15 protein-coding genes are annotated in these 20,254 nt (G+C 40.1%); 8 read left to right on the forward strand and 7 right to left on the reverse strand.

The genetic code is table 11. From position 1 onward, the window contains the following. Positions 1–205: 205 nt before the first annotated feature. The 6 genes from M1D84_RS02760 to M1D84_RS02785 all read right to left on the reverse strand — a co-directional run bounded on the left by M1D84_RS02760 (position 206) and on the right by M1D84_RS02785 (position 8,126). On the reverse strand, positions 206–1,621 hold the full coding sequence (locus M1D84_RS02760) for a HAMP domain-containing sensor histidine kinase (RefSeq protein WP_151862855.1): 1,416 nt from the start codon (positions 1,619–1,621) through the stop codon (positions 206–208). Then, on the reverse strand, positions 1,618–2,304 hold the full coding sequence (locus M1D84_RS02765) for a response regulator transcription factor (protein ID WP_149126237.1): 687 nt from the start codon (positions 2,302–2,304) through the stop codon (positions 1,618–1,620). The genes M1D84_RS02760 and M1D84_RS02765 overlap by 4 nt, the downstream gene beginning before the upstream one ends. Beyond that, a complete protein-coding gene (locus M1D84_RS02770; protein WP_044334229.1) occupies positions 2,301–3,284 on the reverse strand; it encodes a surface antigen in 984 nt (327 codons plus the stop codon). Before M1D84_RS02770 ends, M1D84_RS02765 begins: the two co-directional genes overlap by 4 nt. Before the next feature lie 272 nt (positions 3,285–3,556). Further along, the gene (locus tag M1D84_RS02775) at positions 3,557–4,891 is read right to left on the reverse strand and encodes an MFS transporter (RefSeq protein ID WP_149126239.1); all 1,335 of its coding nucleotides are present in this window, start codon (positions 4,889–4,891) and stop codon (positions 3,557–3,559) included. Between the two features lie 40 nt (positions 4,892–4,931). Continuing rightward, entirely contained in the window at positions 4,932–5,504 is a 573-nt protein-coding gene (locus M1D84_RS02780) for a TetR/AcrR family transcriptional regulator (RefSeq protein WP_025093985.1), read from the reverse strand. A gap of 90 nt (positions 5,505–5,594) precedes the next feature. Further along, positions 5,595–8,126 (reverse strand): PEP/pyruvate-binding domain-containing protein, encoded by a 2,532-nt coding sequence (locus tag M1D84_RS02785; RefSeq protein ID WP_458106399.1) that lies wholly within the window; start codon positions 8,124–8,126, stop codon positions 5,595–5,597. Between the two features lie 278 nt (positions 8,127–8,404). Between M1D84_RS02785 and M1D84_RS02790 the strand changes: the two genes are divergently transcribed. The 3 genes from M1D84_RS02790 to uvrA all read left to right on the forward strand — a co-directional run bounded on the left by M1D84_RS02790 (position 8,405) and on the right by uvrA (position 13,813). After that, positions 8,405–8,650: a CsbA family protein gene (locus tag M1D84_RS02790; protein WP_024426229.1), complete on the forward strand. Its 246-nt coding sequence runs from the start codon at positions 8,405–8,407 to the stop codon at positions 8,648–8,650. A gap of 293 nt (positions 8,651–8,943) precedes the next feature. Continuing rightward, positions 8,944–10,929 carry an excinuclease ABC subunit UvrB gene (uvrB, locus tag M1D84_RS02795; protein WP_212051195.1) on the forward strand — a complete coding sequence of 662 codons (1,986 nt, stop codon included), beginning with the start codon at positions 8,944–8,946 and terminating at the stop codon, positions 10,927–10,929. 7 nt (positions 10,930–10,936) lie between these two features. Beyond that, complete coding sequence (gene uvrA / locus M1D84_RS02800; protein ID WP_024423582.1) at positions 10,937–13,813, forward strand: excinuclease ABC subunit UvrA; 2,877 nt, start codon at positions 10,937–10,939, stop codon at positions 13,811–13,813. Between the two features lie 31 nt (positions 13,814–13,844). Here uvrA and M1D84_RS02805 read toward each other — a convergent pair whose 3' ends face one another. Continuing rightward, positions 13,845–14,075: a hypothetical protein gene (locus M1D84_RS02805; RefSeq protein ID WP_024423581.1), complete on the reverse strand. Its 231-nt coding sequence runs from the start codon at positions 14,073–14,075 to the stop codon at positions 13,845–13,847. Positions 14,076–14,272: 197 nt separating this feature from the next. Here M1D84_RS02805 and M1D84_RS02810 point away from each other — a divergent pair, with 197 nt between their 5' ends. The 5 genes from M1D84_RS02810 to M1D84_RS02830 all read left to right on the forward strand — a co-directional run bounded on the left by M1D84_RS02810 (position 14,273) and on the right by M1D84_RS02830 (position 20,248). Then, complete coding sequence (locus M1D84_RS02810) at positions 14,273–14,608, forward strand: hypothetical protein (protein WP_024423580.1); 336 nt, start codon at positions 14,273–14,275, stop codon at positions 14,606–14,608. An 11-nt stretch (positions 14,609–14,619) separates the two neighbouring features. Continuing rightward, positions 14,620–15,711 (forward strand): DUF4097 family beta strand repeat-containing protein, encoded by a 1,092-nt coding sequence (locus tag M1D84_RS02815; RefSeq protein WP_024423579.1) that lies wholly within the window; start codon positions 14,620–14,622, stop codon positions 15,709–15,711. A gap of 6 nt (positions 15,712–15,717) precedes the next feature. Further along, positions 15,718–15,912 carry a PspC domain-containing protein gene (locus M1D84_RS02820; RefSeq protein ID WP_024423578.1) on the forward strand — a complete coding sequence of 65 codons (195 nt, stop codon included), beginning with the start codon at positions 15,718–15,720 and terminating at the stop codon, positions 15,910–15,912. Continuing rightward, on the forward strand, positions 15,913–16,299 hold the full coding sequence (locus M1D84_RS02825) for a phage holin family protein (RefSeq protein WP_024423577.1): 387 nt from the start codon (positions 15,913–15,915) through the stop codon (positions 16,297–16,299). Between the two features lie 94 nt (positions 16,300–16,393). Next, positions 16,394–20,248, forward strand: a complete 3,855-nt coding sequence (locus M1D84_RS02830) for a metallophosphoesterase (RefSeq protein WP_024423576.1) — start codon at positions 16,394–16,396, stop codon at positions 20,246–20,248. Positions 20,249–20,254: the final 6 nt, after the last annotated feature.

The raw sequence follows: 20,254 nt of genomic DNA on the forward strand, positions 1-20,254 counted from the left end.
AGCAAGTCACTCCTTTTTTTCACTTGAAAAAAGTGTAACAAGCAAATATGAATAAAATGTTAATAAAAAAAGACCATTTTTTTATTTTTTAGAAATAAAAACAGCTCTTGGTGAAAAGAGCTGTTCAAGTTGTAGAAAATCATATGGTTGCAGAATTTATTGATAAAATAGTAATTCCAAATGATATTTTAAAATATGTGAGTAGCTATAGTGTAGGTGAGCTCTCATTGAATGGAGCATTGGGAAGTTGAATGATGGCTGTCGTACCAAAGCCAGGTTCAGATTGAATGTCGAATGTTCCATGATGTTTTTTAATGATTTGATAGACAATGGCTAGTCCAAGGCCAGAGCCGCCATCCTTTCTTGTTCGTGCTTTATTTACACGATAAAATCGCTCAGAAACATGTGGGAGATCTTCTTTTGGAATACCGCTGCCTTCGTCGGTCACTTTCAATTCAGCAACACCTTGGTGAACTTGTAATTCAATCGATATTGATTTTCCAGATGGTGTGTAATGAATGGCATTGTCCAGTAAATTACGTATCACTTGTTGGAGACGGTCGCTATCACCATAAACAATACAATCCTCTTCAAGCGTTCGTTTGAAAGTAATGCTTTTTTTGTCAGCGATGAATGCCATTTGATCAAGAACATCGTGGATCAGCTGTGCAAAAACGATTGGCTCCATCGTAAGTGGATAAGAGTCACCTTCTAACTGTGCAAGATCTAAAAGATCGTGCACTAGCCGGCTTAAACGTGTGGCCTCATCTTGAATGATTTGCATTCCTTTTTTTTGATCAATGATCCCTTCTTCAATTCCTTCTGCATAGCCTTTCATATAACTTAAAGGCGTTCTAAGTTCGTGAGAGACATTCGCAAGAAATTCCTTGCGGTGCTGTTCAACTTTTTCGAGGGTTGAAGACAGTTTATTAAAGGAGCGGCTAAGCTGGTTTAACTCATCTCCTTTTTTGGTTACGGCCATTCGTTTTGAGAAATCACCAGATTCCATTTCCATTGCAATTTCTTTCATTTTATTAATTGTCTGCACTACTTTATTGGAGCTCTTATATCCGATCACGAATATCAGGAGCAGAATCATTAAGATGGATATGCCAAGCGTCAATCTAATTTGGACAAAGGGTTCATATACATCTGATAAGGGCATGGAGAGGAAAATAGTTCCCGATAGATCATCATTGCTTGAGAAAACAGGGATGGCGATGCCAAGAATATCTTGGTGAAACTTTGGGTGTTCTCTAATTAACACGACGGTTTCACCTTGAAGGAGCTTTTGGCGTTCCTTGAACGTAATGAGATTATTATTTGTGTCCGTATCAAAAGGAAGTCCACTTGAAAGCTCCATTGGATCATCTGTAAAAATAATGTTTGCCTGACTTGAGTCATTTGCCCATTTCATTCTGTCGGTAAAATACTTGTCTTTCCCATGTGTGTGATAGATTTCTGCCAGCTTCTTACCTTGCAAACTTAAGGAATCGATCTGTTTATCAATATATAAATGCTGGTATAAGTAAAAGGTAAGGGCAAGCGCTGAGGCTGCAACGATTCCGATCACTGCAAGGATTAAGAAGAGTACTTTCTTTTTAATCGATAATGGCTTCATTCTTCCTCCTCAAACTTATAGCCGACACCCCAAACGGTTTTAATATATCGTTCTGCTTCCTTTAATTTCAGTCGCAGCGTTTTAATATGTGTATCGACAGTTCTTAAAGAGCCGCTCGTTGAATATGATTCCCACAATTTTTGATAAAGGTGTTCTCGTGAAAACACTTGTCCTTGGTTGAGCAAAAGAAATATGAGTAAATCAAATTCTCTTCTTGTTAAATTAACGGGCTGTTGATGGAGGTAAACTTGTCTGCCATCTTGATCAATCTCCATGTCACCAATCTGTATTCGGCTGCGCTTTAGCGAAAGACCTCTAATTCGTCTCAGAGTGGTTTCGATTCTTGCTGCAAGCTCACGCAGACTGAAAGGCTTCATGATGTAGTCATCCGCTCCAATTTCAAGTCCTCTAATTCGGTCCTCTTCATAACTCCTCGCTGTTAAAAATAAAATCGGTATTTGAGATGTTTGTCGAATACGCTGACAGACTTCAAATCCATCCATGTCAGGCATCATGATATCTAATACAACAAGATCAACAGATTCCTTTTCAAGCTGATGCAAGGCATCTTTTCCATTATTCGCAGTGATAATGTGAAAGCCATGTCTCTTTAAAAAAGACCCGATTAACTCAAGCATATCAAGCTCATCATCTATGATTAAAATACGCATTTGTTCCTTCATTTCTTTTCCTCCAACACGATAGCATAAGGTCCTGATGGGACATTCAGTTGATTTTTCATGATAAGTGAGTGTTTATCGATGATGGATACTGAGTTGTCATCCAAGTTACTCACATAAATTGATGTCGTATCAGCGGTGATATAATTCGGATTTTGACCAGTTTCAACAGAAGCAAGCTGTTTATTAGTTTTGGTATCTACTTTGTATAGCGTATGATCTCCATGACATAGTACATATAAAGTAGAAGAATTTTTCTCTGGAAAAAATGCAACAGGCATAACGCCTAGTTTTATTTCTCGCTGTTTTTTTCCAGTTTTAGGGTCATAAGCATAAATACTCTTATTTAAGGTGCCTTGTTTACCGTGGCCGCCGATCCAAATGAACTGTCCATCAAAATGAATTCCAGAAGGCCGTTCAAGTACAGAAAACGTACGTATATTTTTCTCCTTTTCAATATCTATGACGGAGACAGTATGACTTTCTGCATTTAAAACAAATAAAATACCTGATGAAGAAAGAGTCATAGAAGAAGGTAATGTTCCAGTTTTCACAGTCGATTTTATTTTTTTGCGCTCCGTATCAATAAAATAAACGACATTTTTCTGTGAGTTGGCAGCGATTAATGTATGAGAAGCTGCATCATATGTAAGGGAAGTCAGTCCTTTATCCACATTCATATAATCTGTTGCTGTACCGTGTTTTAGATTAATTTCGATAAGGGATTCTCCCTCTTTACTTGTAGCGATGATGACGTCTTTATTGATTTGAATAAGATCAGTGAGTGGGTGTTTTAAATCCACAGAAGAGAGCATTTTATTTTTTTGTATATCAACTATTGAAAAGGAGGCTTTTTTTAATTGAGAGATGACAGCGATGGATTGAGAGCTGCCTGGCGGCGTAAATTGCTGTTCTTTTCCACAGCCTGTCAGGAATAAAAGTAGAGCTGATAAACAGATCAAAACATATTTCACACGTTCCATTCTTCCGCTCCTTTGCGTTCTCTATTTTCAAAATCATACCACAAAAATTGTGAAAAAAAATTGAAGTTATCCATGCTGAAAGAATGGAAAGAAGCTTTTAGGTAAGTGAGGGAGACCATTTGTACCTGAAGTTCCTTTTTTGTCTGGACATATGCCATTTTTTCTTCTTTAAAAGATGATTTTCAGGATTTGATGGATGCACTCGCTATAGTTTACAGTGATACAAATGATGAAAACTCCCCGCTCTAACTAAACATAGAGCAAGGGAGTCATTAGGCGGAATGTTCAGATGATGGGGAGGTTGATTTGGTTTTTACACGTTGAGATAAAAGGAAACCAAGAATGCCTGCACCCATTAATACAATAAATAAAGATTGAAAACCACTCATGATCCCAATCAATGTAGACGAAATGATACTGCCAAAATATCGAAAGGTAGAGAAAATACCAGATGCTGAACCAGATAAGCTTTGATCAACAGACGTTAAAGAAGCCATCTGCATACTGGTCATTCCAATACCTGATGAAATTCCGCCTGCGACAAGTGTCACGATAAGCAGTGGTAAGGTAGGGAACTGACTGAGTGTGATTAACATGATGCCTGATAAAGTGAGACAGAGAAATGAAAAGCCAATCATTTTTTTCGCGCCTTTTTTCGGATGGAGTCTTGCCCCTAACAAGCCGCTAATAGACATGCAAAGAGAAAATACTGATAGAATAATACCGCTTTGTGTATGAGAAAGTGCAAGTTGTTGTTCCATAAACAGCGGCATAATTAGAAGAATGGCATACATCACAAAATTACTTAGCATGATCGACAGGTTTGCGTTTGTAAATGAACTGTTTTTAAAAAGCGACAAATCGATAATCGGATTCTTTACTTTTCGTACATGTTTAAAGAATAAAGGAATGACGATCAATGCTAGAATTCCATAGATCAAGTATTCATTTAGCAATTGGCTTTTAGTGCATAGAATGAGTGTGGCAATCCCGATGGTTAAGTATAGTGAACCAGTGATGTCTACATTTGCTTGTAAGCGTGTATGCTTTGTTTTTGGAATGAGTAATACGCCGGTAACAAGTGTAAGGAACAAGAATGGGATATTGACAAAGAATATAGAATGCCAATCAAAACTCTGAATAAGAATCGAACCAATAAAAGGTCCAAGTGCGGCACCAATACCGGCTCCAAACCCAAAATACCCCATTGTTTTAGACAGTTTTTTGGGGGATACTGTTGCACGAATTAATGCAATGCTATTAGGTGTTAAAATAGCACCGCCAGCTGCTTGAATGGAACGAAAAGTGATGAGAAAAGCTAGATTAGGAGCTAAAGCACATCCAATTGATCCAATTAAAAAGAGCATGACCCCAATTAAATACATTCGCCTGTGTCCGTATATATCTCCTAACTTACCAGCGATAGGCTGAGTGACTGCCATGACAATTAGATAAATTGTGACAACCCAAGTGATGTTTGCAAGGGATTGATCATAATAAGTTGATATGGATGATAGAGCGACAGCGATCATCGTTGAATTGACTGGAACTAGTATAGCTCCAAGCAACAAAGAATAGATGACGAAACTCTCTTTTTTTAACCTCAATGTGTATACCACCTTTTGTAAAAAAGAAGAATTCCACCCTTTAAGCGGGAGAAATTCCTCTCATGAAAATGTGTGTGCATGTTTCAATAAAATCTTCTTTTTGTGTGAGAACGAGTTGAAAATCTTGCTCTAGCTGCTGAATGAAAAATCCGAAATACGTACTAATGAAAATGTCTGCATAAATGTCTTCATTTCCTTTTAATACATGATGCTGGGCACCCATTTTTTTGAAATATTGTATGAGCATTTCTCTCAATTCTTGAGGATAAATCTTTTCGTGACTGGTTAAATCCTTATACATAACCGGATCTCGCATGCTGATATAAATAAATTCTTTTTTGGAAGTCAAATCTTCAAGGAAATAGGTACCGAGAAACTTCAAATCGGTGTATAAATCGCCTTTGAATTCTGCTTCTAGGGTTTTTGTCGGTGTTGATTTCATTTTCATAATGGCAGCAATCACGCCGCGTTTGTTTTTAAAGTTGCGAAAAATAGTTGCTTCACTCACATTCGCTTTTGTCGCTATTTCTTTGGTTGTTGTTTTTTGATAGCCTTTTTCAGTTAATAAATCCATTGTTGCGCGAATGATTCGTTGATTTGTAGATTTTAACAAGCATACTCACCTCAGGTTATGAATGTGTTTGCAACAAAGTAAGTATACCGATAAAACCTATGACCGCCAATATCATCCAAAATGATAAATTTATGCACGCGAATGCTGTTTTAATATCTGAATGCGTCCATTGCTGCCATCTACTGTCACAAGGTCACCGGATTGAAGTGTTTCAGTTGCTATTCTAGTACCTAAGACAGCTGGCATCATATACTCTCTTGCGATAATAGCTGAATGAGATAAAATGCCTCCAGCATCGGTGATGACTGCTTTCGCATCTCTAAATAAGCTTGTCCATAAAGGTGTGGTCGTTTTACAAACTAAAATATCATCCTTTTGAAATTGTGAGAATTCGTCAGCACATGTAATGACTTTTACTCTTCCAGAAACAATACCGCTGGATGCGCCAATTCCATGGATCACATCGTGTGTGTTGTTTTCATTTTCTCTTAATGAACCAAGCATTCTTTCTACTTGCTGCAGTTCCGCTTCAGTTGGTGTACCAATGTAAGCCGGTGGTTGAATATCTTCATTTTCCTTCATTTCTATCTTTCTTTGCTGGATAACCGAATCAAATGAGATAGACGTTGTGAGCGCTTTTTGTACCTCTTCATCGTAGAGATACCAAAGATCTTCTTGATGAGGAATGGCTCCTTTTTGTACAAGAAGTTCACCTATTTTTAATAGATATACCCGGGCCTTTGCATCTAACATGGCATCAATATAGAAGTGGTGGTCATCTCGGATATTCGCTGCTCGAAGGGCAAATTGATACAGCGTCTCAAATTTTGTTTTAAACGATTCATCCTTCACTTGACTCACAAAATGTTTATATGTCTCTTGTCTTTTGATCACTGCTTTTGCAAATTCTTCATCAAAATCACAATGGCAATGGATGTTATTTCTGATGATATCTAATATAAACTCCGGGTTTTCTGCCCAAGTCTCATCTGTAAGGTCATGACTTTTAACAGATCGCCAGCCGTAAACTTGGAGAAAATCTTCCAATTTCGAAATGAAATGCCTTCCTTTTTCCGAGTGATTGAGTGCATGTAACAGCTCCGAGTTCTTTTCATGTTGAATAAATGCTTGATGAAGTTCTGGATCTTGAAGGACATCCTTTGCGATATCAGATAGCACCTTGTCTGTTTCAAGAGATTTGTTCATCACGCCTATCATCATTTCGTGCAGCAAGACGACTTGGGTTTGATCACCAGTATACGTTACAAGCATGTCTTCAATGATGGCTGATAGAATGACTTGTGGTATGACGATATCAAAATGATCATCATATGCTTGGATATAAAAATCCTTTAATTCTTCAAAGCCAATGATGGCTTTTTCAATGGTCATAGGTTCATTCATTTGGCGATCGAGTTTTTCGTAAAATGGAAAGAAATTTTTCTCTAGAATCTCATACATCCGTTCACTTAAATGAGGAAATAACTCAAATATGCTTTCATCAAAAACGGGTGCAGCTCCTTCTTGCGCTTCTGGCAGATCCGGTGCTGAGTATAGGTGGCCTCTGTAAAGCTTAATATCTTTGATGTTCATATCAGGTACTTGATACTTTTCTCCATTTTTCTTCATCCCGCTTTTTAAGGCTGGTATGATCAGGCTTGAGAAAAGAGGGCTCGTTGGACCAGGCATATGATCATCCATTGAAATCCAGAAATCCTGCAGCTCTTCTGGCTTCATTTGAAAAGAAGCACCTGCTGTTTCATTTACTGCTTTTGGAAGAGCTGTAGTAATCGGCCTTGCTTGAAGTAGATAAAACGACCCATCTGCAATTCCAAATTCGATATCGACTCCATGTCCGTAAAGTTCTTCTACTTGTTTCGTGATTTGTGTGATTTCCTTCAATTGATCATCGTTCAGGCAAAACTGACCAGCCATTTCCTCCGATACTGGCTCCTCGATGACACCCTCTTGGAAAGGAACAATTTGTAGCTCTTTCGCCCCAAGTGTTTTTTCAATCGAAAAGTTCTCTTTATCTACAATAAACGTGTCTGGTGTCACAAGACCGGAGACAATTGCTTCTCCCAATCCGTAGCTTGCGGTCAGCATCATTTCATTTGTTTTCCCCGATACGGGATTCTCACTAAAGATGACACCGGAGACGTCAGAATGGATCAATCCTTGAACGACAACGGCCATGAGCGGCATCTCTTCCTCATTTTCATTCATCTCTTCCTTATATTCTGTGACTCTCGCTGCAAAATAAGAAGACCAGCATTCTTTGACTGCCTGTAAAAACTCTTCATTTGTTTTGATATTTAAATAAGTCTCGTACTGTCCTGCAAATGAGGCGCCTTCGAGATCTTCAGCAACAGAAGAGGACCTGACTGCAACTGAGGGGTAAGTCTTCCGCAAGGATTGAAAGGACGAAAGCAGCTCTGCTTCCATTTGTAAAGGAAACGATGCTTCTTTGATTTTTTGAGAAAGGTTTTGTTCTGCTGGCTGCAGATTGTGATATGAAAGAAAGCTTGCAAAGCTGTTGGTTTTGATAATAAATCCATCTGGGACTGGCAGGCCGTGATTGTTTAATTTGATTAAATTCAGGCCTTTTGCCCCTGCGAGTGATGCGGATTCTTCAGCCGCATGAAATAAAACTGAATACATGGGAATGCCCCCTTATCCAAATAGCCAATGGTTTGTATGTCTCTATTTTTAAAATGATAGTGCGCACTATCATTTTAATCATAGGATTGATTGGATGTTATTGTCAAAGACGGAAAGACCTATCTTTACAAAGGGGACAATCTCACTAATTTCCTGCTATTTCTAAAACAAAAGTCTCCGAACATGGAGAAAAAAGGCGAAATTGAAAACTGTGAATTGTTCAATATGCCAATCTTTACTATAATCAAGGAAGTAGACCATGAAGAGGGAGGGTTTTTGTGATTACAAAAGCCATATTTGCACTAGTTTTTCCTTTCTTGCTCGTTATTTTATTTTCAAAGGTTACTTATAATCATTATGTGGGCATTGCGTTAACAGCAGCGCTTTTATTTGCTTCGTACATGAAAGGCTATACAGAAACCTACTTTATTGTGGGATTAGATATTATTTCTTTAGTAGCTGGGGCTTTGTTTATGGCTAAGAAAGAAATCGAAAAAAGAGAGAAAGCTGAAGAAAATCAATGATGTCATCGCCATCAAGAGCATGATGGCTGAAAATTGACATGTTTTAAACAAGAGCTGTGCTTACGATTTCTAGTAAGCGCAGCTTTCTTTTTCTGCTCATCGAATATCTCACTCCAAAATGTTCCATACTGAAAGGAAGGTTTTCTTAAGAGGGTTATTTGCCATGGGAGAGAGGGTATGACTGTATTGGAAATAAAAATCAAGTAAAAGCCGAACTTTAGTTCGTATTTTTGTGTTCTTTTATGATAATATATTCATTAGATAGATTTCGTATACGAAACGGAGGCTTTGATGTGAGTGACCGCTTTGAATTAGTTTCTAACTATCAGCCCCAAGGAGATCAGCCAAAGGCGATTGAAAAGCTTGTTGAGGGGATCCATCAGGGGAAACAGCATCAAACGCTGTTAGGTGCTACAGGTACGGGAAAGACCTTTACTGTCTCCAACCTGATCAAAAAAGTGAACAAACCGACACTTGTCATTGCGCATAATAAGACACTTGCCGGTCAGTTATACAGCGAATTTAAGGAATTTTTTCCGAATAACGCTGTTGAATATTTTGTGAGTTACTATGATTATTATCAGCCAGAGGCATATGTACCTCAGACCGATACATTTATTGAGAAGGATGCCAGCATCAATGATGAGATTGATAAGCTGAGACACTCGGCTACGTCCTCGTTATTTGAGAGAAGAGATGTCATCATCATTGCCAGTGTGTCCTGTATTTATGGCTTAGGTTCGCCAGAGGAATATAGAGAGCTTGTGCTGTCTTTGCGTACTGAAATGGAGATTGAACGCAATCAGCTGCTTCGTAAGCTGGTGGATATTCAGTATTCTCGTAATGATATAGATTTTCAGCGCGGAACCTTCCGAGTCAGAGGAGACGTTGTTGAGATTTTTCCCGCTTCACGAGATGAGCATTGTATCAGAGTGGAGTTTTTCGGTGATGAAATTGAACGTATTCGTGAAGTGGATGCGTTGACTGGAGAAATACTTGGTGATCGAGATCATGTGGCGATTTTCCCAGCATCTCACTTCGTCACAAGAGAAGAAAAAATGGAAAAAGCCATTATCAATATTGAACAAGAGCTAGAAGAACAGCTTGAAAAGCTTCGCGAAAATGGAAAATTGCTTGAAGCGCAGCGACTTGAGCAGCGGACAAGATATGACCTTGAGATGATGAGAGAGATGGGCTTTTGTTCAGGAATTGAGAACTATTCAAGACATCTAACCTTGCGTCCGCCTGGTTCAACACCTTACACACTGCTTGATTATTTCCCAGATGATTTTATGATTGTGGTCGATGAGTCGCATGTGACGATTCCGCAAATCCGCGCCATGTACAACGGGGACCAAGCTAGAAAGCAAGTGTTGGTTGATCACGGATTCCGCCTGCCATCAGCACTTGATAACAGACCGCTCACCTTTGATGAGTTTGAAAAGCATATCAATCATATTGTGCATGTATCAGCAACGCCTGGTCCGTATGAGCTTGAGAAAACACCAGAGGTTGTGGAACAAATTATCCGTCCAACAGGATTACTTGATCCAATCATTGAAGTCCGTCCGATTGAAGGACAAATTGATGACTTAATTGGAGAAATTCATGCACGAGTTGAGAAAAATGAGCGTGTGCTCGTGACCACACTGACGAAGAAAATGTCTGAGGATCTCACAGATTACTTAAAAGAAATCGGAATCAAGGTGAATTACCTGCATTCAGAGATTAAGACCCTTGAGCGGATTGAGATTATCCGTGATCTGCGTCTCGGTAAATATGATGTGCTTGTTGGAATCAACCTTCTTCGTGAAGGACTGGATATTCCAGAGGTGTCGCTCGTGGCCATTTTAGATGCGGATAAAGAAGGCTTTTTGCGCTCTGAAAGATCCCTCATCCAGACGATTGGCCGTGCAGCGAGAAATGCAGAAGGCCGGGTCATTATGTATGCAGACAATATGACGAAATCGATGGACATTGCGATTCAAGAAACGAAGCGAAGACGAGAACAGCAAGAAGCATATAACGAGAAATTCGGGATTACACCGCAAACGATCCATAAGAAAATTCGAGATGTCATTAAGGCAACAAAGATACATGAGGATTCAGAAGAATACGAAACAAAAGCAGCACCAAAGCTTTCGAAAATGAGCAAAAAAGAACGAGAAAAAGTGATCGAAAAAGTCGAGATGGAAATGAAAGATGCAGCAAAAGCGCTTGATTTTGAAAAAGCAGCAGAATTAAGAGATCTATTGCTAGAGCTAAAAGCGGAAGGATGATTGCCTGATGGCTATGGAACGAATAGAGGTGAAAGGTGCTAGAGCCCACAACCTTAAAAATATTGATGTCAATATCCCGCGTGACCAGCTAGTGGTCATTACGGGATTATCTGGTTCAGGAAAATCGTCGCTTGCCTTTGATACGATTTATGCAGAAGGTCAGCGCAGGTACGTTGAATCTCTTTCAGCGTATGCACGCCAATTTCTTGGGCAGATGGATAAACCGGATGTAGATGCCATTGAAGGTCTTTCTCCGGCGATTAGTATTGACCAGAAAACGACGAGCCGAAACCCTAGATCAACAGTTGGTACTGTCACTGAAATTTATGATTACTTGCGTCTCTTGTATGCTCGAGTCGGAAAACCTATTTGTCCTATACATGGAATTGAAATTACGTCACAAACGATTGAGCAGATGACAGATCGTATTTTAGAGTATCCTGAAAGAACGAAATTACAAGTGCTTGCGCCAGTTGTATCCGGCCGCAAAGGAACACATGTGAAAGTGCTTGATCAAATTCGGAAGCAGGGCTATGTACGAGTGAGAGTCGATGGCGAGATGGAGGATCTTTCAGAAGATATCGAGCTTGAAAAGAACAAGAAGCATTCCATTGAAGTAGTCATTGATCGAATTGTCGTGAAGGAAGGCGTTGCTGCTCGGCTGTCTGACTCCCTTGAAACGGCGCTGCGGCTGGGCGAAGGCCGAGTGATGATTGATGTGATTGGACAAGAAGAGCTGTTATTCAGCGAACATCATGCTTGTCCGCATTGCGGGTTCTCTATTGGTGAACTTGAGCCGAGAATGTTTTCATTTAATAGTCCTTTTGGTGCCTGCCCGAGCTGTGATGGGCTCGGTTCAAAACTGGAAGTCGACCCTGAGCTTGTCATTCCTAATAAGGATCTGACTTTACGGCAGCATGCCATTGCACCATGGGAGCCGCAAAGCTCGCAATACTATCCACAGCTTCTTGAGGCTGTTTGTACACATTATGGCATCGACATGGACATTCCAGTGAAAGATATCCCATCGCATTTATTTGATAAAATTTTATATGGAAGCGGATCTGAACGGATTTATTTTAAATATGAAAATGATTTTGGTCAGGTACGTGAAAATGAAATTGAGTTTGAAGGCGTTCTTCGTAATATTGAACGGCGTTATAAGGAAACCAGCTCTGATTATATTCGAGAACAAATGGAAAAATATATGGCCAATCAGCCATGTCCGACATGTAAAGGATATCGTCTGAAAAAAGAAACGCTGGCGGTTCTCATCAATGGCAAGCATATCGGAGAAATCACCGATTTGTCTGTCTCTGATGCCCTTGATTTCTATGAAAAAATTGAGTTGTCTGAGAAAGATTTGCAGATTGCCCAGCTCATTTTACGTGAAATCAAAGAGCGTTTGTCCTTCTTAAATAATGTGGGATTAGATTATCTGAATTTGAGCCGTTCCGCTGGCACACTATCAGGCGGAGAGGCGCAGCGGATTCGCCTGGCAACTCAAATCGGCTCAAGGCTGACAGGTGTTCTTTATATATTAGATGAACCATCCATTGGTCTGCATCAGCGCGATAATGACCGGTTGATCGGGACGTTAAAAAATATGCGTGACATCGGGAACACACTGATTGTCGTGGAGCATGATGAAGATACCATGCTAGCCGCTGATTATTTAATAGATATTGGACCTGGAGCAGGAGTTCATGGAGGAGAAGTGATTTCAGCTGGAACGCCAGAAGAAGTCATGAAGGACCCGAAATCCTTAACAGGACAATATTTATCTGGCGAGAAATTTATTCCGCTGCCAATTGAGAGAAGAAAGCCTGACGGCCGCTATATTGAGATAAAAGGTGCAAAAGAAAACAACCTGAAAAACGTGAATGCGAAGTTCCCTCTTGGCGTCTTTACAGCTGTGACCGGAGTATCCGGCTCAGGAAAAAGTACGCTTGTGAATGAAATTCTATTAAAATCACTTTCACAAAAATTGCACAGAGCGAAGGCGAAGCCAGGGCAGCACAAAGAAATCAAAGGAATGGATCATTTGGATAAGGTCATTGATATTGATCAATCTCCAATTGGCCGTACACCAAGATCCAACCCTGCCACGTATACAGGTGTCTTTGATGATGTGCGGGATGTGTTTGCACAAACCAACGAAGCAAAGGTACGAGGCTATAAAAAAGGCAGATTCAGCTTTAACGTCAAAGGCGGCCGCTGTGAGGCGTGCCGCGGGGATGGCATCATTAAAATTGAAATGCACTTTTTGCCAGATGTGTATGTGCCTTGTGAAGTGTGTCACGGGAAACGTTATAACCGCGAAACACTCGAGGTCACATATAAAGGGAAAAACATTGCTGATGTGCTTGAAATGACTGTGGAGGACGCACTCCAATTTTTCGAGAATATCCCGAAAATTAAGCGGAAGCTTCAAACGATTTATGATGTGGGGCTTGGATACATTACACTTGGACAGCCTGCAACGACATTGTCCGGAGGAGAGGCGCAGCGCGTGAAATTGGCATCTGAGCTTCACCGCCGTTCAAACGGAAGGTCCCTTTATATTTTGGACGAGCCGACAACAGGACTGCATGTGGATGATATTGCCCGTTTATTAAAGGTGCTTCAGCGTTTGGTTGAAAACGGAGATACGGTGTTGGTCATTGAGCACAACCTTGATATTATCAAGGCTGCTGATTATCTCGTTGATCTCGGACCAGAAGGTGGTGCAGGCGGCGGAACGATCATTGCCTCTGGCACTCCTGAGCACATTGCAAAAGAAGAAGCATCTTACACAGGCAAATACCTGAAGCCTATTTTAGAGCGTGACCGTGAGCGCATGAAACAGTTAGTTAAAGAAACGGAAAGTGTGACTTCTTCATAAAGAAAACCCCTCGATAAGAGGGGTTTTTCTTTTATTGCACATCTTCCTTCGGCATTAAATTACTGAGGTGCGTTAAATCCTTTAAAATATGGGTGCTGCTGCTGTCGAGCAGTACCTTTAAATAACGGATATCACCATACTTTGGATGAGACGGATGAATGGTCTCAAGCTCCTTGATCATATCGCTGTTCATGCTTTTCTGTTTTTGTATAAGGTCTAAAAGCGTTTGAGCCGTTTGTTTTGTATTATGATGATCTGTCAAAATAATTACCCCCTATATTGATAATCACCATCTTTTCAACATATTTTAAAGGGTAATCTGTGAAGAATCTACTCTTAGGTGCAAAAAGAAATAATTTGTGTCTAAGGTCATATGTAAATCGAATGATTTTGAAACTTTTTATACGCAATAAACGTATGAGTTAGAAAGGAATTTTCGTTATGAAGGAGCGAATATATATGAATAGAGATCAGTCGATTATTGCTTCTATTTGTTATTTTAGTGTATTATTTATGCCGTTTATCGTACCGATCGTGGCGTTTTTTGTAGTAGATCAAAAGGAAACGAAGCGGCACGCATTGCGGGCATTATGGTCACATCTTTTGCCGGTCGCAGCGTGCATTCTGTTGATTTTTGGGTCTATCCCATTTTTATTGACGACACAGGCAGGTGACTCGCTCATTCCAGTCATGATGGTGTTCATCTTGTCTTTTTTAGTAGTCATTGGCTTTTTGATCTCTGTCATTTGGAATATCATTCAAGGTATTAAAGTACTTCAATCCATCAAATCTTAGGAGGGCTTTGTATGAATGAAAAAGAACGAATTTTAAAATTAGTAGAAGACGGAGTATTATCAGCAAAAGAAGCAATTACGCTGCTGGAAAAACTAGAAGAAGGTCAGTCAGTCTCATTAGAAAAGTCTACGGCTGATCACACCTTTCATGAAGAAAAAGCTGGAGCAGAGAGCAAAGGAAACGGCACCGAAAATCTTGGGGCAAAGCTGTTTGGCTGGTTAGACTCTGCGGTGAAAAAGGTAAAAGACGTGGATCTTGATTTGAACTTTGGACAGTCCGTTGATGTTGAGCACATTTTTCAGTTCAAGGACGCATCGCTTTCCCATTTAGATATTCAATTGGCGAACGGCAGCCTCAACGTGATGCCTTGGGACGATCGAGATATTCGAGCAGAGTGTCATGCAAAAATTTACCGTGCAGAGGATGGAGAGCAGGCAAGACAGCAATTTCTCAATCAATTGGACTGCGGGCTTGAAGGAGATAAATTTTTTATTCGAACCGAAAAGAAGACGATGAAAGTCAATGTTACATTATACGTACCGCGTATCCAATACGATAAGATCAAGGTCAAGCTGTTTAATGGACCGATTCGCGGGGAAAAGCTAAAGACAAAAGAACTTGCCGCGAAAACGACAAATGGTGTTGTCTCGTTTGCTTCGTTACAAGCAGAAAAAGTCGGAATAGAAACAGCAAACGGACAAATCAAACTGGCAGATCACGAGTGTGGTATGATTGAAGTAGAAACCATCAATGGGCTCATAGACCTGCGCGGGAAAAGTGAATCAATTGATGCTCAAAGCTTTAATGGAAATATTGCTGTTCAGCTGTCAGATGAAAAGTGCCGTTCCATCTATGCGAAAACGACAACAGGCAGTGTGGACGTTCAGATTCCGCGTGCATGTGCAGTGACCGCTGAGCTGAAAAGCAATCTTGGGTCTATCTCTCACGATTTACTTGATGCAGAGATGATTAAAGAAAAAAATGAAACATTACAAAAAGAGAAAATGATCAAAGCAAATCAACAAGCGGTGCACAGTATATCCATTTTTGCAGAAACAAAAACAGGCTCAATACAAGTAAAGCACCAATCAGACAAGGAGTGATTCTACATGAAGAAGCTTTATCGTTCAGCAACGGATAAAAAAATAGCGGGTGTTGTTGGTGGACTTGCGGAATATTTAAGTGTGGATGCATCCCTGCTTCGCATTTTAACCGTCATAATCGGATTTTTGACAGCATTTATGCCGATCTTCCTGATCTACTTCATCTGGTATTTTGTTGTTCCGGAAGAAGGCACTAAATAAATGCTTAGATGGATCGTCAGTATTTTAGTAAATGCATTACTTTTAATCGTCATTGCTGGATATTTTGATTCGGGCATTCTGCCTGGGCTCGGGAGCGTGTATATTGAAGGTTTTGGCGCAGCCATTGTGGCAAGTATCATTTTGTCCTTGCTCAATATTTTAGTGAAGCCGTTTTTGATCATTTTAACGCTTCCAGTGACCGTTCTTTCACTAGGATTGTTCTTATTTGTCATCAATGCGATTACACTCATGATGACATCGAGCTTTATGGGAGATAGCTTTAACATTGATGGATTCGGAACGGCCATTTGGATGGCTGTCATTTTATCCATTTTCCATCTGTTGATACAAAAAGGAATTGTAGAGCCGTTAGCGAAAAAAAGCTAACGGTTTTTTTGTGCAAATTTGCATCGTTTCTCCGTTCCATCTGACATAAAAACGACCTTCAGGAGACACAATATCCGAAGGGAGGCGGTGCAAGATGGTGAACGTGAGCAGACAAATCATGCTTTTATGTTTTTTTATCATTCTTTTTTGTTTCAGTCAGCCTGCTTCAGCAGGCCCTTTTCTTCAAACAGAAGTGAATGTACCGGACAAGCCTTTTTCGCCTTTTATCTTTGACCAATTTCATGTGGACGTCCGCCCGGTTCTAGGAAAAAGCCATGATCTACAGTTTCGTGCGTCCATTAGTGACCAAGAACAGATTTTGTCTGCGAACTTGTATTATAAACAAAGTGATGAACTGGGGTACCGCTTGATTCCAATGGAACGGCTGCCAGGGATGAAGCCAGAATTCACAGCGAAAATTCCGCCAGATCAATTATGGAATCCAACCGTTCGTTACTATACAGAGTTCCTTACGCAAAAATCAGTAATCAAAACGGCAGAGAAATCGGTTCATTTAAATGGATTTGAAGAAGATCTTTCACATATTCCGGATTTATTCATCACAGAAATTGTCGTCAATTCAAAAAACCGAAAAGGCAAAGATGCTTTTGAGTTTATCGAAGTGTATAACACGACACATGCGCCTATCTCTCTTAAACATTATCAGCTCCGCTACCGCAATCCTGCACAGGGCATTGAAATGGATGATGTATATTCCTTTCACACAAATCCAGTCACCATTTCACCTGGAAAACCTTATGTATTCTGGCTGAGAAAAAAAGGGCAGGAGCATTTAACGACAGCGGACTTTAATGCCATGTACAAAAGCCAATTAAAAGAGGGCGAGCATCTATCTATTATCGAGAGCAAAGGGCTGTCCAACTCTAAATCTCGTCTTGTTTCGATCACAACAAATATAGGTGAAGAAATTTCTTCTGCCGCTTTTCGTTTGAAGCCATCATGGTTTAGCGAGCATAAATCCTTGCTGTTTAAGTATCCAATGGATGGTACGACGCAGACGAAGCTGATTTCGAAAATTGAGGAAGAACCCACTCCAGGTAAAGTGCTAAAAGCACAAATTCCATCTGAAAAAAAGGAAATTTCTCAAGATATCCATAAACCTGTGATTGAAGATATGACGGTAAGGAAGCCGGTGAAACCAACTGAAAGTGTAGAGATTAAAGCAGATGTCCAAGATGATCAGGCCGTGAAAACCGTCAAGCTGCGCTATCGAACGAATCGAAAAGATCCGTTTAAGGAAATACTGCTGCAAAAAGACCATAATGACCGGTTATTTCATCATATTATTTATTCACCTGAGTTGATTGGGAAAGAACAATTGGAATATCAGCTTGAAGCGTCAGACGGCGAAAATGAAGCCAAGACGTTGAAAAAAACGATTGATGTGGAGCAGGTCAGCAAAGCCCACGGTCTACGATTCAATGTGGAAGAGGGAGATACGGTATCAGGTTTATTTTCATTAAAGGCAACGTCTGATCAGAAAAAAAGCATCGAATTGCGGATAGATGGAAAACGGAATCAGCAAGTATCCTCTGCCCTTGAAGCAGATCCATATATCGCATTTGATGTCAAAGGAACAAATTTATATTTTAAAAATGGTGTGTCTATAGGTAGGCGTTTACTTTCTATTTTTGATGATTCGACAAAAGTGTACCGTACCTATACAATGCCAATACCCGAAGAAGAGATAAAAAAGGCAGGTCTCCAAACGATCTCTTTTCACGCTGGCACAAAGTCTTCTCCGGTAGACCGCCTGCCTGGAGAGAATCATGATGATTTTGAATTGAAAAACGTCAGGATGATCTTATCAAATGGAACACAAATTCCGCCAATCAATGCGAAGCCGCTAAAAGAATGGAGAATGGGAGACAGCGGGAACGCAAAAAAGGTGAGAACGTTTCAATTTGAGATTCCAAAAGAGGCGTATGTTTCAACCTATATAAAGTGGGACACAAAAAGGCTGAAAGAAGGGCCGCACCTGATTGAGGCCAAAACCTCAGACGAGCACGCTTCAGTACGTGTGAAAGTTGATAACACTGGGCCGAGAATTAAGACCAACGTACAAGCAAAGGATCAATATAAAGGCGCCTTTACATTAAAAGCAAAAGTTACGGATCGCTGGAGTGACATAGAGGAGTTGAAGGCATATGTGGATGGCAAACCAGTTTCTTTGCCATATCAGACGTCCTCTAGTGAATTAAAGCCTGGGAAGCACACGTTTACGATCAAAGCAAAAGACGCTGCCGGGAACATGTCGACGTTAAAAAAAGAGTTCAAGACGGTACATGAGCATCCAGAAACACCAGAGCGGGTGGCAGATAAGACGAATATGAAATCATCAAAACAAACTGTGCTAACCAAGGATCCAACGAATGATAAGTTAGATTACTCTTTTTATCGTGCCTATCAATATACATCGCTGCATCCTTCAATGAAGATTTTTAAGTATGCAGCAGAGACAGAACCGCCTAAGAGTTATCTGCAAAAAGGAGAAATGATTTTTTCTGATCAAGAAAGGAACCGCATTGCATTTGTTGATGGAAAGTCAGTTGAAACGAAGGATTTACAGCGTTTTCCTTATCATCGTTTTCAAATTAAGGTTCATCATAGTGTACGTGAAAAGGATGTCGTCGAAGCTGTATGGAAAGGGAGTTCATTGTCAGGGAGAAAGGTGACAATGTACGCGTGGAATCACCAGCAGGAAAAGTGGGATAAAATCACTCATCACTTTGCCAAGGATCAAAAGGAATTTTATCTGAAAGGGCTGCTGTCAGTGAGACAGTACATGAAGAATCAAACGTTTGATTTGCTAGTACAGGATGAAATCAACAAATCGCAAAAGCCATATAAGATGGTATGGATGTCTGACACTCAATATTATGCAAAGAGCTATCCTCATATCTTTAAACAAATGGTTGAATGGATCAGAGATCAAAGAGAAAAATTAAACATTCAATATGTGTTCCACACAGGCGATATTGTGGATGATTCAAAGGATAAGCAATGGCACCGTGCTGATACATTTATGCGTGTATTGGATCAGAATCACATTCCCTATGGGGTTTTAGCAGGAAATCATGATGTTAGACACAAGGACGGTTTATATGCGGAATACGGGAAATATTTCGGGGAAAAGCGCTTTGCCGATAAGCCTTATTATGGTGAATCCTATCGAAACAATAAAGGTCATTATGATCTCATCTCTGCCGGCGGCAATGATTATATGATGGTGTACATGGGCTGGGGGATTAAGCAAGATGAAATTGATTGGTTAAACCGTGTAATTTCTGAGCATCCAGATCGTATCGTCATTTTAAATTTCCATGAATATTTGTTAGTGAGCGGCAACCGAAGCCCGATTGGCGACCTCATCTTCCACCAAGTGGTGAAACGCCATCCTAATATTGTGGCCGTATTTAGCGGCCATTACCATGGAGCAAGCAGGAAAGTAGATGAGCTTGATGATGACCATGATGGAAAAGTCGACAGGAAAGTATATCAAATACTCGCCGATTATCAGTCAGGACCTGAAGGTGGTCAAGGGTTTATGAGGGTCATAACAGCCGATCAAGAAAAAAATCAACTTCATTTTACGACATACTCTCCTTACTTGAATCAAGAGCATTTTTATGATCCTAAAACGTATGGAGATCAGGATGAATTTTCAATCGATGTAGATTTGAAACCGAAAATGAAATCTGTCAAAACCAATTATTTTGAACTCAATGTGTATACGAATGTTCTTCTAGGAGAAGCGCGCGGCGTAAAAAGCGGCAAAAAAGCAAGCTTTGAGTGGAAGGGCTTAAAGCCAAATGAAGATTATTATTGGTACACTGTAGCAAAAGATCGTTTTCAAGGAAAAGCCATTTCACCAATATGGAAAATTCATACAAAAGATGATGACGAAACAAAATTTCTTAGGAAATAAAAAAAC

It is taken from the genome of Bacillus sp. PK5-006, assembly GCF_054161415.1.

What these genes read in the sequence shown, in the direction of transcription:
- M1D84_RS02760 (WP_151862855.1), bottom strand. Translation starts at nt 1,621, where the DNA reads ATGAAGCCATTATCGATTAAAAAGAAAGTACTCTTCTTAATCCTTGCA.
- M1D84_RS02765 (WP_149126237.1), bottom strand. Translation starts at nt 2,304, where the DNA reads ATGAAGGAACAAATGCGTATTTTAATCATAGATGATGAGCTTGATATG.
- M1D84_RS02770 (WP_044334229.1), bottom strand. Translation starts at nt 3,284, where the DNA reads ATGGAACGTGTGAAATATGTTTTGATCTGTTTATCAGCTCTACTTTTA.
- M1D84_RS02785 (WP_458106399.1), bottom strand. Translation starts at nt 8,126, where the DNA reads ATGTATTCAGTTTTATTTCATGCGGCTGAAGAATCCGCATCACTCGCA.
- uvrA (WP_024423582.1), top strand. Translation starts at nt 10,937, where the DNA reads ATGGCTATGGAACGAATAGAGGTGAAAGGTGCTAGAGCCCACAACCTT.
- M1D84_RS02810 (WP_024423580.1), top strand. Translation starts at nt 14,273, where the DNA reads ATGAATAGAGATCAGTCGATTATTGCTTCTATTTGTTATTTTAGTGTA.
- M1D84_RS02815 (WP_024423579.1), top strand. Translation starts at nt 14,620, where the DNA reads ATGAATGAAAAAGAACGAATTTTAAAATTAGTAGAAGACGGAGTATTA.
- M1D84_RS02820 (WP_024423578.1), top strand. Translation starts at nt 15,718, where the DNA reads ATGAAGAAGCTTTATCGTTCAGCAACGGATAAAAAAATAGCGGGTGTT.
- M1D84_RS02825 (WP_024423577.1), top strand. Translation starts at nt 15,913, where the DNA reads ATGCTTAGATGGATCGTCAGTATTTTAGTAAATGCATTACTTTTAATC.
- M1D84_RS02830 (WP_024423576.1), top strand. Translation starts at nt 16,394, where the DNA reads ATGGTGAACGTGAGCAGACAAATCATGCTTTTATGTTTTTTTATCATT.